We start from the raw sequence: 12,472 nt of genomic DNA on the forward strand, positions 1-12,472 counted from the left end.
GACCAAATCGGGAATTTTTCCCGATCAGGCCGCCGCCGTCGGCACCAGCGCCTCGACGGTCAGGCCGCCGTCGCCGGAGACGACGTTGAGCGTGCCGCCCAGCGCCAGAATCCGCTCGCGCATGCCGACGAGGCCGAAGCCGAGCTTCTGGCCTGGCTCCATGCCGCGGCCATTGTCGCTAACCCGCACCAGGGCACAGAAGCGGCCATCGCGCGTGAGCTGCTCCGCCGGCTCGATGACGACATTGACCGTGGTCGCGCCGGCATGACGGAACACGTTGGTGAGCGCTTCCTGCACGACGCGGTAGATGGTGAGGTCGGCGGTCTCTCCGGTCGCCCCGAGCCCGGACGCGATCGTGGTCTGGATCGTGACGTCGGGATGCGACTCCCGCCACAGCCGCGACAGCGATTCGAGTGCCTGGCCGAGGCCAAGCTCGGCGAGGCCGACGGGCCGCAGCCGCTCCAGCACGCGGCGGGTGAATTGCTGGAGCGCGTTGATCTGTTCCAGCATGGCGCTGCCGTGTTTTCGCACGGCGTCCGCGCTCGGCGCGCGTCCATCCGCCTGTTTCGCCAGCGCGCTGGCATGCGCGCGCAGCGAAAACAGATACGGCCCGAACTCGTCATGCAGCTCGCGCGCGATCTCCTTGCGCTCCACGTCCTGGAGCGACACCGCGCGCTCGGCGAGCCGCCGCTTGTCCTCGACCGCCTCACCGAGCGTTACCGCAAGATGGTTGAGCTTGGTGCAGATCGCGGCGAGCTCGGGCGCGCCACCCGGCGCGACGCGCGCCTCATAGTGCCCGCCCTCGAGCTCGGTCATCGCCTCCGCCAGCGACTGGAGCGGCGCCAGCGCCCGCCCGACCACCGTCATCATCACCAGGAACAGCGCGAGCGCGATCACCGAGCCGACCTCGAGCTGGGTCACGATGCCGTCCCATATCTCGGCGATCTCGTCGTCCGGATGCGAGGTGATCCGCAGCGAGCCGGGCTTGCCATGGATCGAGACGGGCACGCTGACCGCGGTCTGCTCGGGATGAACCAGGCTGACGAACCAGGCCGGCGGCCCGCGCGTGTCGTCATCGGCGTCGGGCCGGGGCGGCGTCAGCGGGTTCCCGCCGGAATCATGAAGCGCGATGCTGACATGACGCAGCCGGCTGAGATCGCGCGCGATCTGGTTCAGCCTCGCATCCGGATCGGGCGCCTCGTTCAGGTCCGCCACGATCATCTCGATGAACTCGCGCGCGAGCCGGATCACGCTCTGGTCCTCGGCCTGCACCCGCGGCCCCGCCTCCGTGACCTGGCGGCCGATGTTGACGGCGAGCCCCAGCGCCAGCAAGAGCGCCAGCAGCAGGTTGATGCGCGCGCGCAAGGATAGATTTTGCCACATTGGTGTCGCCTGTGCCTCGCGAAGCTTGGCCCGCACCTGTCCGATGACGTTGACAGAGGCGAAGCGCCCGATATCTAATCGAAAGCGTACAGCAATCCCGGCCGGGTTGCATGAGGCGACATGAGACGCGCGTGGCTCTCCTGTCGGTATCATGCGGCGCAAAACAGGCAAGTCCAGTCACAGGGAACGCGCTGTCGCGGGGAACGCCTATGCGCATTCTGATCGTCGACGATCATCCCATTGTCGCCTCCGGCTGCCGTGCCGTGCTGGCCGACGAGGGCGAGATCGAGATCCTGGAGGCCGCCGACGCCGAAGACGGCGAGTGCGTCTTCATTGTCGAGCGCCCCGACCTCTGCGTCATCGACATCAACCTGCCGACCGTCTCCGGCTTCGAGCTGGCGCGCCGCATCCTCGAGCGCGCGCCCGAGGCCCGCATCATCATGTTCAGCATGAACGACGACCCCGCTTTCGCCGCCCGCGCGATCGAATGCGGCGCCAAGGGCTACGTCTCCAAGACCGGCGACCCCGACGATCTCGTCGAGGCGATCCGCACCGTCGGAAGCGGCGGCACTTATCTTCCGAGCGCGATCGCGCGCAGCATCGCCTTCGCCGGGCCGGCACTGGCGCAAAGCCCGCTGTCCAAGCTGAACGCGCGCGAGATGGAGATCCTGCGGCTGCTCAGCGCCGGAAAGAGCCTGTCCGAGATCGCCTGGCTGGTGCAGTCGTCCTACAAGACGGTCGCCAACACCTCGTCGATCATGCGCCAGAAGCTCGGGGTCAAGACCTCGGTCGAGCTGGTGCGGCTGGCGATCGACAGCGGCGTCGCTTGACGCGCGGGCAGCCGCCACAAATTCGGTCACACAAGCGTTGCAATGTTGATGTGGTTAAGTGCCACTGGAGTTAGGGCATGACGATTCAGACTGTCTCGACCAATAAATCCTGCGGCGGCGTGCAGGGCGTATACCGCCATGCGAGCCAGGCGACCGGAACCGACATGGTGTTCTCGGTCTACGTTCCCCCGCATGCGGACGGCGCAAAGCTTCCCGTGGTCTGGTATCTGTCGGGTCTCACCTGCACGCATGCCAACGTCACCGAGAAGGGTGAATTCCGCAAGGCCTGCGCCGAGCTCGGCCTGATCTTCGTCGCGCCCGACACCTCACCGCGCGGGCCGGACGTGCCGGGCGATCCCAACAATTCCTATGATTTCGGCCTCGGGGCCGGCTTCTATGTCGACGCGACGCAGGAGCCGTTTGCGCGCAACTATCGGATGTGGAGCTATGTCACCGACGAGCTGCCGAAGCTGGTCGCCGAGAACTTTCCGGTCGATGCCAGGCGGCAGTCGGTGATGGGCCATTCGATGGGCGGCCACGGCGCGCTGACGGTGGCGCTACGCAACCCGCACCGCTATCGCGCGGCGAGCGCGTTCGCGCCGATCGTGGCGCCGTCGCAGGTGCCCTGGGGCATCAAGGCCCTGACCGGCTATCTCGGGCCCAACAAGGACAACTGGCGCAGCCACGACACCGTGGCGCTGATCGAGGATGGCGCGAAATACTCGGGCTTCCTGGTCGATGTCGGCGATGCCGACAACTTCCTGAAGGAGCAGCTCAAGCCGGAGCTGCTGCAAGCCGCCTGCAGCAAAGCGAGCATCCCGCTGACGCTGCGGCGGCAGGCGGGCTACGACCACAGCTATTATTTCATCTCGACGTTCATGGGCGATCATCTCAACTGGCATGCGGAGAGATTGAACGGGTGAGCTCGCTTTCTCCTCCCCCTCTCCCCGCACGCGGGGAGAGGCGAAGATCTCATGGCTTGCCGTAATTCGGCGCCAGCAACCGGTTGCGGATCAGATAGCTCATCGTGCGGGTCCAGGATTCGTCGGTGTTGCCGCGCATGTCGGCGCTCGCCACCGTGATCATGTTGCCGGTCTTCACGTCGCGCAGGTAGATGTTGAGGTTGATGATCAGGTTCGAGACCTTCTGCACCATGCCGGTGATCTCCAGGTCGGCACCCAGCTGCCCGGCGAGCTTGAGGTCGCAGCCGCCGCAGGCCTGTAAGTTGGCGTGACGGGCGGCGTCCCTGACCGGCGCGATGTCGAGCACCTGGAACCGGCCTGAATCAGCCAGCTCCTTCCGCAGCTGCTCGCTGATGTGATCCAGCCGTACCAGCTCGGGCTTGGAGCCGTAGAACTCGCCGGGCAGGCTGGTGTCGATCAGCTCGAAGTCGAACACGGCGAGCTTCGGCGGATCGGCGAGCGCGACTGAGCCCGTCAACAGCAAAGCGGCGAAACATAGCAGCGCTCGCATGATCGTGATTCCGCCGCCTCGCGTCGCGAGGACGAAATGCGGGGTTGCATGCCCTGACAAATCGGTCATGCTTTAACAGAGACAATTCTCCATCGGCGGTCAAGCCGGGGAGAACGCCTGGAGGAAACATGATCCGATGGTTGGTCGGCCTGATCGGCTTAGGTCTTGCTGCGACGAGCGCGTTCGCGGCCGACCCTGTCATGATCGGCGTCGGCTATCTCGGACTCGCCGGCACCAGATCGACGCTGTCGCTGGTCGAGCAGCCCGCGGAGAATGACGGCGTCGCCGGCGCACGCCTCGCCATCGAGGACAACAACACCACCGGAAAATTCCTGGGCCAGCGCTTTGCGCTGGAAGAGCGCCGCATCAGGGAAGGCGAGGACGCGGTGCCGGCCGCGACCGCGCTCGCCGAGAAGAACGGCTTCATCATCGCCGATCTGCCGGCGGATGCGCTGCTGAAAGTGGCCGACGCCCTGCGCGAGCGCGGCACGCTGCTGTTCAACGCCGGGGCGATCGACGAGCGGCTGCGCGAGGCCGATTGCCGCGCCAATGTCATCCACACCGCGCCGACGCGCGCGATGCTGGCAGACGCGCTCGGCCAGTATCTGGTGTGGAAGCAGTGGAAGCGCTGGCTGCTCGTGGTCGGCTCGCGTGACGAGGACAAGCTGTTCGCCGATGCGCTGAGGCGCACGGCCACACGATTCGGCGCCAAGATCGTGCAGGAGCGCACCTTTGAAGATGCCGGCGGAGCGCGCCGCACCGACTCGGGCGTGACGCTGATCCAGCGCCAGATGCCGGTGTTCACGCAGCAGGCCCCTAGCTACGACGTGCTGGTCGCCGCCGACGAGAGCGAGGTGTTCGGCGCCTATCTGCCCTACCGCACCTGGGATCCGCGGCCCGTCGCCGGCTCGGCGGGCCTCGTGCCGCGCAGCTGGGACGCCGCGCAGGACCAGTGGGGCGCAATCCAGATGCAGAACCGCTTCATCAAGCTGAACTCGCGGCGGATGACGGCGCTCGACATGCAAGCGTGGACGGCTGTGCGGATGATCGGCGAAGCCACCTCGCGCACCAATTCCGGCGATGTGAAAAAGGTCGCAGATTTCATCAAGGGGCCGGATTTTTCGGTCGCCGCCTTCAAGGGCACGCGGCTGACGCTGCGCGACTGGAATCTCCAGCTGCGCCAGCCGATCCTGCTGGTCGACGGCCGCATGGTGGTGTCGGTGTCGCCGCAGGAAGGTTTTCTGCACCAGGTCTCCGAGCTCGATACGCTCGGCTACGACCGTCCGGAGAGCAAATGCAAATTGAAGTGAGCGATGTGATGAGATCGAGCCCTCGCCGCAACGACGCTGCGCCCCCTCTCCCGCTTGCGGGGGAGGGTTGGGGTGGGGGTGTCTCCGCGCACGAGAGCCCCCAAGAGGAGCGAGCCCCCACCCGCATCGCATCTATCGATGCGATGCGACCTCCCCCGCAAGCGGGGGAGGTGAAACCAATCCGCAGCGGAATGTCGCGCATGTGGCGTGTTGGGCTTCTCTCCGGACTGGCGCTCATGACCGCGCCCGCGCACGCCTACATCGCCTATGTCTCGAACGAGAAGAGCAACACGGTCTCGGTGATCGATACCGACAGCTGGACCGTGACCAAGACCATCAAGGTCGGCCAGCGCCCGCGCGGCATCGACTTCACGCGCGACGGCAAGTTCGTGATGGTCGCGGTCGGCGACGACGACACCATCCAGGTGATCGACGCCAAGACGCAAAGCGTGGTGGACAGCCTGCCCTCCGGCCCAGATCCCGAATTGTTCGCCCAGGATGCCGCCGGCAAGATCCTCTATGTCGCCAACGAGAACGACAACACGGTGACCGTGATCGATCTCGAGAAGCGCGCCCGCCTCGGCGACATCCAGGTCGGCGTCGAGCCCGAGGGCATGACCATCAGCCCCGACGGCAAGACGCTGATCAACACGTCCGAGACGACCAACATGGCGCATTTCATCGACACCGCCTCGCGCCAGATCGTCGCCAACGTGCTGGTCGACGCGCGGCCGCGCTTTGCGGAGTTCAAGCACGACGCTTCCGAATTGTGGGTGTCCTCGGAGATCGGCGGCACTGTCTCGATTATCGATCCCGGGAAGCACGAGGTGATCGGCAAGGTCACGTTCGAGATTCCGGGCCTGCGGAAAGAGGCCATCCAGCCGGTCGGCATCGGCATGACCAGGGACGACAAGACCGCCTTCGTCGCGCTCGGCCCCGCCAACCGTATCGCCGTGGTCGATGTCGCGACGCGGAAGGTGACGAAATACCTGCTGGTCGGGCAGCGGGTCTGGCACATGGCGTTCACGCCGGACGAAAAATACCTGCTCACCACCAACGGCGTGTCGAACGATGTTTCCGTGATCGACGTCGCCGCGCAGAAGGTGATCAAGACCATTCAGGTGGGCGAACTGCCCTGGGGCATCGCGATCGCGCCATGACCAGTCCCGCCTCCATCGCCGAGCCGCGCGACAGCGCGCCGAAGCTAGATCCGGCGGCGGTGCCGGCGCTGTCGGTCGACGGCGTCAGCCATGCCTACGGCCCGCGCCGGGCGTTGATGGACGTCTCCTTCAACGTGCAGCCCGCGAGCTTCACCGCATTGCTCGGCCTCAACGGCGCCGGCAAGAGCACGCTGTTCTCGCTCATCACGCGGCTGTTCGGCATCCAGTCCGGCCGCGTCGGCATCTTCGGTCATGACGTCAGCAAGAGCCCCGGCGAGGCGCTGCGGCTGCTCGGCGTCGTGTTCCAGCCGCGCACGCTCGATCTCGACCTGTCGCTGACGCAGAACCTGCTCTATCACGCCGCGCTGCACGGCATCAGCCGCCGCGAGGCGGCCGCGCGCAGCGCCGAACTGCTCGGCCGCATCGGCCTCTCCGAGCGCGCCGGCAGCAAGGTGCGCGATCTCTCCGGCGGCCAGATGCGGCGGCTGGAGATCGCACGCGCGCTGCTGCACCGGCCGCGCCTGTTGCTGCTGGACGAGCCGACCGTCGGCCTCGACGTCAAGGCGCGCACCGATATCATCAGCCACGTCCGCCAGCTCGTCACCGAGCAAGGCATCGGCGTGCTCTGGGCCACGCATCTGTTCGACGAGATCATGGCCGGGGACGACCTCGTGGTGCTGCACCAGGGCAAGGTGCTGGCGCAGGGGCCGATGAGCCGCGTCGTCACCGAAGCCGGCGCACAGGACGTCAACACCGCCTTCATGCGCCTGACCGGCGCGCAAGTAGTGCCGGGAGGCGGCGTATGAGCAGCATCACCACGCGCGAGGCGCCGCGCGGCTTCTCGTTCCAAGAGTACATGACTTGCCTCACCGGCATCGTCTGGCGCGAGGGCTTGCGCTTCCTGCATCAGCGCGAACGCTTCGTCTCGGCGCTGGTGCGCCCCCTGGTGTGGCTCTTCATCTTCGCGGCCGGCTTCCGCCAGGTGCTCGGCATCTCCATCATCCCGCCCTACGAGACCTACATCCTCTACGAGGTCTATATCGCGCCGGGGCTGATGGCGATGATCCAGCTCTTCAACGGCATGCAGTCCTCGCTCTCGATGGTCTATGACCGCGAGATGGGCAATATGCGCACGCTGCTGGTGAGTCCGCTGCCGCGCGGCTTCCTGCTGTTCTGCAAGCTGCTGGCGGGCACCGCGGTGTCGCTGCTCCAGGTCTATGCGTTCCTCTTGATCGCCTGGTTCTGGGACATCACGCCGCCATCATCCGGCTACTTCACCGTGCTGCCCGCGCTGATCCTGTCCGGATTGATGCTGGGTTCGCTCGGCATGCTGATCTCGTCCGGCATCAAGCAGCTGGAAAACTTCGCCGGCGTGATGAACTTCGTGATTTTCCCGATGTTCTTCGCCTCCTCCGCACTCTACCCGCTCTGGCGGGTGCAGGAGGGCAGCCCTTATCTGTACTATCTCTGTGAGGCCAATCCGTTCACCCATGCGGTCGAGCTGATCCGTTTTGCGCTCTACGGGCAAATCAACTGGATCTCGCTGGCGGTGGTTGCGACCTGCACAATCGTCTTCATGATCGGCGCGATTCTGGCCTATGATCCCTCGCGCGGGCTGGCGCGACGGGGCCCTGCGGGAGGCGAAGGATGAAGGCTCGGACCGTGACCATGGCCGTTCTGGCGCTCGCCGCCGCGAGCACGGCCGCGCGCGCGGCCGATCCGCGCTATCCGGACTGGCCCTGCACGCAGGCGAAAGTGCCGGAGATCTCGCTCGCCGCCGTCTGGGCCGGCCCGGCGCTCGACGATGTCCAGACCAAGTGGAAGGACGATGCCAAGATCAGCGCGCTGGTCTCAAAACTGTCGGCGCGCAAGACGCCGCTGGACGAGGCCGAGAAATCGGTGAAGGAATTCCTGGCCGGCTCCGCCGCTGACAAGACCGCGAACGCAAAGCTCCTCTTCGCCGGCCTGTTCGACACCCTCAACGCCCAGCGCTCGCAGGTCATGAACGGGCTCGAACGAGTCAGCCGCAAGCAGCGCGACGCCGCCGACAAGATCCGCGACGAGACAATTCAGCTCCAGGCACTCCAGGGCGCGACACCGCGCGACGAGGCCAAGGTCGAGGCGCTCAGCAACGAGCTGGTCTGGAAGACCCGCATTTTCGAGGACCGCCACAAGGTGGTGCGGTTCGTCTGCGAGGTTCCGACCGCGATCGACCAGCGCCTGTTCGCGCTCGGCCGTGTGATCCAGCAGGAAATGGAATAGCGTCAACCTCGCTGACGGCTCCGCAGAAGTTCCCGCGATCTCATTGCGACTATTAACCTTTGCCGCGCTATCTGCCGGAACCAAATCGCTCTAGGATGTCTTGTCGATGTGAATCTCGAAATGCCCGGAGGCCTCGATGGGAACCACCAGATTCATCCTCGCAGGCGCTGCGGTCCTCAGCGTGCTCGCATCCAGCGCTTTTGCTGACGACATGACCGGAATGGTCACCAGGATCGACCGTCTCAACGGGACGATCTCGATCCAGCAGACGCAGAAGGGAACGGTCGGCGGGAGCGCAGGCGGCGCCGGCATGCTCCAGGAGTACAAGGCCAAGGATGCCGCGATGCTGGATGCCGTCCATGCCGGCGACAGGGTGAACTACTCTGCGACCGACAATAACGGCACGGGGACGCTGACCAAGCTGCAGAAGCAGTAGGCCTCCACGGCGTCATGGCCGGGCTTGTCCCGGCCATCCACGCCTCGCCCACAGCGCGAAGAACGTGGATGCCCGGGACATAGGCGAGCGAAGCGACGCCGTCCTTCGGACGGCTATGCCCGGGCATGACGGTTACTATTGATCCGGCCGCGGCTCCGGCTGCCCTTCGTCGGTCGGCAATGCCGCGCGCTCCCAGCCGTCGGTGCCATCAGGATACCAGGCGATGTTGGAATAGCCGTAAGCCAATGCACGCCTGGCGGCGTTCCAGGACATCCAGCAGTCGGCCAGGCAATAGATCACCAGCAGCGCGGCCTTGTCGCCGCGCGACGCTTGCGCGAGGCCGCGCTGCAAATAATCGTCCATGGCTGGCGGCAAATTTCCGTAGCCGGTATCCGGCAGCCACAGGCTGCCGGGAATGTTTCTGCGCGGCGCATCGCGCCAGACCGTACCTTGGGGTAGATTTTTCGGCTTCGGCGCGCGCGGCATCACGTCGATGAACGCGCCGCTCTTATCCCGCCAGATCGCCTCCGCTTCGGCTGTGGTGAGCACGCGCGCGCCGGCGAGCGTCGCCGGCACCGGCGCACGGTAATTGTCGGTGCGGTAGCCCTCGGGCTCGAACGGCTCCGGCTGCTGCGCCAGTGCCGGTGCCGCCAGAACGGCGGCGACCAGTGCAGCGGCAACGCGCCGCCTCATGGCGCCTTCTTGGCCGTCTCCGCGCCGAGCGGCCGGTCGCTCTCGTCCAGCAAGGGAACGCCGAAGTCGAGCAGGATCTTGTTGATCTCGCCCTGGTTCTCCTGGATCAGCTTGTTGAGCTGCCGCTTCCAGTTCTGGTCGGCGGGACGCACGCCCATGCCGATGCGATAGACCAGCTTCGGCCCGGTGGTTTCCTTCACCAGCGGCGTGACATGGAGCGAGCCGGCTTTCTTGGCATAGAAGCCGGCCATCGGTCCCCACAGCACGCCGGCGTCGATCTTGCCGGCCGAGAGGTCGTCGATCATCGCCTGCGCGGAATTGTCGAAGCGCGTGTCGATCATCAGCGGATAGGGCTTTGCGTCGCCCATCAGGCCTGCGATCGCCATATTGGTTGCCGGCGGCGTGCCGGCGACGATGCCGACGTGCTTGCCCTTGAGCCTGGTATCTTCGAGCGTGTCGACGTCTTCGAGCCCGCTGCCGGCCTTTGCGACCAGCGCATAGGTCGTGCGGTAATAGGGATTGGTGCCCTGCACGAGGTCGTCGCCTTGCGGGAAACCCATGATGACGTCGCAGCGATGTGCGCCCAGCGTCATCCGGACGAAGCCTGTCGCCTGCGGGAAGAACACGTAGTCGAGCTTCTTGCCGAGCTTGTCGGCGAACAGCTCGGCGAGCTTGTTCTCGAACCCCTCGCCCTTCTCGTTGGAGAACGGCAGATTGCGCGGATCGGCGCAGACCCGCAGCACCTTCGGGTCGACCAGCTCGAACGAGAGGTCTCCGGTCTCGCTGGTCTGCGCCATGGCAACGCCGCCCAGCGCGCAGGACGCAACCAGGCCCCACAGCAAGAACAACCCGCGACGATGTCGTCCGGCCTCCGTCATCGCGCTTCCTCCTCGTTTTGTTTGAATGTTATCCATGCAACGCATGACGCGCCATGTTTTGCCAAACCTTGCGCTGGCTTCCCTTTGTTGCAGTGCAATGCAACAAACCCTTTGAACTGGGGCGGAAAAGTGTCTCACATCGCTTCAATGATCTCTGCCCTGACCCTGCTCGGGATAGCGACGCTAGCACGCACTGATGCAGCCGAATTGCCTGTAAGCGAAGTCGCGCCGGGAATCTTCGTACACTCCGGGACCATTGCCCTGATGACGCGCGAGAACAAGGGCGACATCGCCAATGTCGGCTTCATCGTGGGCACTGACGCGGTCGCCGTGATCGACACCGGCGGCAGCTTGCACGAGGGCGAGGCGCTGTTGGCGGCCGTGCGGGCCCGCACTGAGAAGCCGATCCGCTACGTCATCAACACCCACGGCCATCCCGACCATGTCTTCGGCAATGCAGCCTTCGTTGCGGAAGGAACCAGCTTCGTCGGCCACACTAGGCTGCCGCAGGCACTGGCGACGCGCGGTCCCTACTATCTCGACAATTTCCGTCGCATCATGGGCGGCGGGCTGATCGATCCCGTGAAGATCGTACCGCCCACCCTACTCGTTTCGGACACGATGACGCTCGATCTTGGATCGCGACGCCTGACCTTGCGGGCCTGGCCGGCCGCGCACAGCGACAATGACCTGACGGTGTTCGACGAGACGACCAAGACGCTGTTCGCGGGCGACCTCGTCTTTCTCCGCCACATTCCGGTCATGGACGGCAGCATTCGCGGCTGGCTTGCCCTGCTTAGGGAGCTTGAAGCGGTTCCGGCAATTCGCGTCATTCCCGGTCACGGCCCCGTGAGCGAGTGGCCTGCGGCGCTGGCCGATGAACGACGTTATCTCACGACGATGCTGTCCGACGTCCGCACACTCAACAAGAAGGGCGCGCCGATCCGAACCGCCGCGGACAAGGCCGCTGAATCGGAACGGTCGCACTGGCAGCTGTTCGAGGACTACAATGCCCGCAACGCAACCGCAGCATTTTCGGAAATTGAATGGGAGTAGCGGGCGCGCTACGCTATGCAGGAATGAGCTTCGCGGACCCTGACTGCTTCGTCCGCACGGGACCATGACCATGACGGGATGCATACGCCGCCTGCCCCTGATCGCCCTCCTCCTCGGCGTCGCCTTTGCCGCGCCGACGCAGGCCGAGGAGACCTACGATCCCTGGCCGGGCCTGGTGCAGGACATCTTTAGCAACCGTCCGATGAACGACGGCGCCGACGTGATCGGCATCGAGATGCCGTATCGCGCCGAGGACGCGGCCATCGTGCCGGTGACCCTGCGCAGCAAGCTCTCGCCGGGCGATGCCCGCCGTATCCGTTCGATCACGCTGGTCATCGACCGCAATCCGGCGCCAATGGCGGCGAAATTCGAGCTCGGGCCGGATGCCAATGTCAGCGAGATCTCCACGCGCGTGCGCGTCAACAACTACACCGACGTCCACGCGGTGGCCGAGCTCAGCGACGGCCAGCTCTATGTTTCCAAGACCTATGTGAAGGCCTCCGGCGGCTGCTCCGCGCCGGCGGGAAAGAATGTCGAGGAAGCCAAGAACCGGCTCGGCCAGATGCGCTACCGGCAATTCGCGCGCGAGGACGCGCCGGCGAGCCGCGTCCGCGAGGCGCAGATCATGATCGGCCATCCCAACAATTCCGGCCTGCAAATGGACCAGGTCACGCAGCTCTATATTCCCGCCTTCTTCATCAACCAGTTGAAGCTGACGCAGGACGACAGCCCCGTGCTGTCAATGGAAGGCGGCATCTCGATCTCCGAAGATCCCAATCTGCGCTTCACCTATGTCTCCAACGGCGCCAAGCGTTTCCGCGCGGAAGCGAAGGACACGGATGGACATGTGTTTCGGAACAAGTGGGATGTGGAGAAGCCGGGGACTTGATAGTCTCGCCGTCATTCCGGGGCGGTCCGCGGGACCGAACTATGGTGCGCGATTGCGCACCTGAGAATCTCGAGATTCCGGGTTCGATGCTTCGCATCGCCC

Annotated in this window: 14 protein-coding genes; 10 read left to right on the top strand and 4 right to left on the bottom strand. The window is 65.3% G+C overall.

Translation table 11 applies throughout. The annotated features are described in order from the left end of the window. Positions 1-24: 24 nt before the first annotated feature. A complete protein-coding gene (locus ACE10W_RS28300) occupies positions 25-1,383 on the bottom strand; it encodes a histidine kinase (RefSeq protein WP_271552135.1) in 1,359 nt (452 codons plus the stop codon). Positions 1,384-1,592: 209 nt separating this feature from the next. On the opposite strand from ACE10W_RS28300, the gene ACE10W_RS28305 reads away from it, so the two are divergent. Further along, complete coding sequence (locus tag ACE10W_RS28305) at positions 1,593-2,213, top strand: response regulator transcription factor (protein ID WP_027546488.1); 621 nt, start codon at positions 1,593-1,595, stop codon at positions 2,211-2,213. A gap of 77 nt (positions 2,214-2,290) precedes the next feature. Then, positions 2,291-3,136, top strand: a complete 846-nt coding sequence (gene fghA, locus ACE10W_RS28310; RefSeq protein ID WP_271552134.1) for an S-formylglutathione hydrolase — start codon at positions 2,291-2,293, stop codon at positions 3,134-3,136. Positions 3,137-3,185: 49 nt separating this feature from the next. Here fghA and ACE10W_RS28315 read toward each other — a convergent pair whose 3' ends face one another. After that, positions 3,186-3,755 (bottom strand): DUF3280 domain-containing protein, encoded by a 570-nt coding sequence (locus ACE10W_RS28315; RefSeq protein WP_271552133.1) that lies wholly within the window; start codon positions 3,753-3,755, stop codon positions 3,186-3,188. A gap of 59 nt (positions 3,756-3,814) precedes the next feature. On the opposite strand from ACE10W_RS28315, the gene ACE10W_RS28320 reads away from it, so the two are divergent. The 6 genes from ACE10W_RS28320 (at position 3,815) to ACE10W_RS28345 (ending at position 8,854) form a co-directional block, all read left to right on the top strand. Continuing rightward, positions 3,815-4,996 carry an ABC transporter substrate-binding protein gene (locus ACE10W_RS28320; protein WP_271552132.1) on the top strand — a complete coding sequence of 394 codons (1,182 nt, stop codon included), beginning with the start codon at positions 3,815-3,817 and terminating at the stop codon, positions 4,994-4,996. Positions 4,997-5,187: 191 nt separating this feature from the next. Beyond that, a complete protein-coding gene (locus tag ACE10W_RS28325) occupies positions 5,188-6,156 on the top strand; it encodes a YVTN family beta-propeller repeat protein (RefSeq protein ID WP_028174379.1) in 969 nt (322 codons plus the stop codon). Next, entirely contained in the window at positions 6,153-6,962 is an 810-nt protein-coding gene (locus tag ACE10W_RS28330) for an ABC transporter ATP-binding protein (protein WP_271611944.1), read from the top strand. Before ACE10W_RS28325 ends, ACE10W_RS28330 begins: the two co-directional genes overlap by 4 nt. Beyond that, positions 6,959-7,807 carry an ABC transporter permease gene (locus tag ACE10W_RS28335; protein WP_110116823.1) on the top strand — a complete coding sequence of 283 codons (849 nt, stop codon included), beginning with the start codon at positions 6,959-6,961 and terminating at the stop codon, positions 7,805-7,807. The genes ACE10W_RS28330 and ACE10W_RS28335 overlap by 4 nt, the downstream gene beginning before the upstream one ends. Next, positions 7,804-8,418: a hypothetical protein gene (locus ACE10W_RS28340; protein ID WP_271552131.1), complete on the top strand. Its 615-nt coding sequence runs from the start codon at positions 7,804-7,806 to the stop codon at positions 8,416-8,418. The genes ACE10W_RS28335 and ACE10W_RS28340 overlap by 4 nt, the downstream gene beginning before the upstream one ends. 136 nt (positions 8,419-8,554) lie before the next feature. Beyond that, positions 8,555-8,854, top strand: coding sequence for a copper-binding protein (locus ACE10W_RS28345; RefSeq protein ID WP_011088933.1), 300 nt, complete (start codon positions 8,555-8,557; stop codon positions 8,852-8,854). Between the two features lie 135 nt (positions 8,855-8,989). On the opposite strand, the gene ACE10W_RS28350 is transcribed toward ACE10W_RS28345, so the two are convergent. Continuing rightward, positions 8,990-9,547 carry a PQQ-dependent catabolism-associated CXXCW motif protein gene (locus ACE10W_RS28350; RefSeq protein WP_028174375.1) on the bottom strand — a complete coding sequence of 186 codons (558 nt, stop codon included), beginning with the start codon at positions 9,545-9,547 and terminating at the stop codon, positions 8,990-8,992. After that, positions 9,544-10,425 carry a substrate-binding domain-containing protein gene (locus ACE10W_RS28355; RefSeq protein ID WP_038966732.1) on the bottom strand — a complete coding sequence of 294 codons (882 nt, stop codon included), beginning with the start codon at positions 10,423-10,425 and terminating at the stop codon, positions 9,544-9,546. The genes ACE10W_RS28350 and ACE10W_RS28355 overlap by 4 nt, the downstream gene beginning before the upstream one ends. 129 nt (positions 10,426-10,554) lie before the next feature. Here ACE10W_RS28355 and ACE10W_RS28360 point away from each other — a divergent pair, with 129 nt between their 5' ends. Both ACE10W_RS28360 and ACE10W_RS28365 read left to right on the top strand, forming a co-directional pair. After that, positions 10,555-11,481 carry a quinoprotein relay system zinc metallohydrolase 2 gene (locus tag ACE10W_RS28360; RefSeq protein ID WP_271552164.1) on the top strand — a complete coding sequence of 309 codons (927 nt, stop codon included), beginning with the start codon at positions 10,555-10,557 and terminating at the stop codon, positions 11,479-11,481. A gap of 70 nt (positions 11,482-11,551) precedes the next feature. Further along, positions 11,552-12,370 carry a quinoprotein dehydrogenase-associated SoxYZ-like carrier gene (locus tag ACE10W_RS28365; protein WP_375762214.1) on the top strand — a complete coding sequence of 273 codons (819 nt, stop codon included), beginning with the start codon at positions 11,552-11,554 and terminating at the stop codon, positions 12,368-12,370. Positions 12,371-12,472 lie beyond the last annotated feature (102 nt).

The sequence above is a fragment of the Bradyrhizobium sp. B025 genome (assembly GCF_042257955.1).
Taxonomy (GTDB): domain Bacteria; phylum Pseudomonadota; class Alphaproteobacteria; order Rhizobiales; family Xanthobacteraceae; genus Bradyrhizobium; species Bradyrhizobium diazoefficiens.

What these genes read in the sequence shown, in the direction of transcription:
- ACE10W_RS28300 (WP_271552135.1), bottom strand. Translation starts at nt 1,383, where the DNA reads ATGTGGCAAAATCTATCCTTGCGCGCGCGCATCAACCTGCTGCTGGCG.
- ACE10W_RS28305 (WP_027546488.1), top strand. Translation starts at nt 1,593, where the DNA reads ATGCGCATTCTGATCGTCGACGATCATCCCATTGTCGCCTCCGGCTGC.
- fghA (WP_271552134.1), top strand. Translation starts at nt 2,291, where the DNA reads ATGACGATTCAGACTGTCTCGACCAATAAATCCTGCGGCGGCGTGCAG.
- ACE10W_RS28315 (WP_271552133.1), bottom strand. Translation starts at nt 3,755, where the DNA reads ATGACCGATTTGTCAGGGCATGCAACCCCGCATTTCGTCCTCGCGACG.
- ACE10W_RS28320 (WP_271552132.1), top strand. Translation starts at nt 3,815, where the DNA reads ATGATCCGATGGTTGGTCGGCCTGATCGGCTTAGGTCTTGCTGCGACG.
- ACE10W_RS28325 (WP_028174379.1), top strand. Translation starts at nt 5,188, where the DNA reads ATGTCGCGCATGTGGCGTGTTGGGCTTCTCTCCGGACTGGCGCTCATG.
- ACE10W_RS28330 (WP_271611944.1), top strand. Translation starts at nt 6,153, where the DNA reads ATGACCAGTCCCGCCTCCATCGCCGAGCCGCGCGACAGCGCGCCGAAG.
- ACE10W_RS28335 (WP_110116823.1), top strand. Translation starts at nt 6,959, where the DNA reads ATGAGCAGCATCACCACGCGCGAGGCGCCGCGCGGCTTCTCGTTCCAA.
- ACE10W_RS28340 (WP_271552131.1), top strand. Translation starts at nt 7,804, where the DNA reads ATGAAGGCTCGGACCGTGACCATGGCCGTTCTGGCGCTCGCCGCCGCG.
- ACE10W_RS28345 (WP_011088933.1), top strand. Translation starts at nt 8,555, where the DNA reads ATGGGAACCACCAGATTCATCCTCGCAGGCGCTGCGGTCCTCAGCGTG.
- ACE10W_RS28350 (WP_028174375.1), bottom strand. Translation starts at nt 9,547, where the DNA reads ATGAGGCGGCGCGTTGCCGCTGCACTGGTCGCCGCCGTTCTGGCGGCA.
- ACE10W_RS28355 (WP_038966732.1), bottom strand. Translation starts at nt 10,425, where the DNA reads ATGACGGAGGCCGGACGACATCGTCGCGGGTTGTTCTTGCTGTGGGGC.
- ACE10W_RS28365 (WP_375762214.1), top strand. Translation starts at nt 11,552, where the DNA reads ATGACGGGATGCATACGCCGCCTGCCCCTGATCGCCCTCCTCCTCGGC.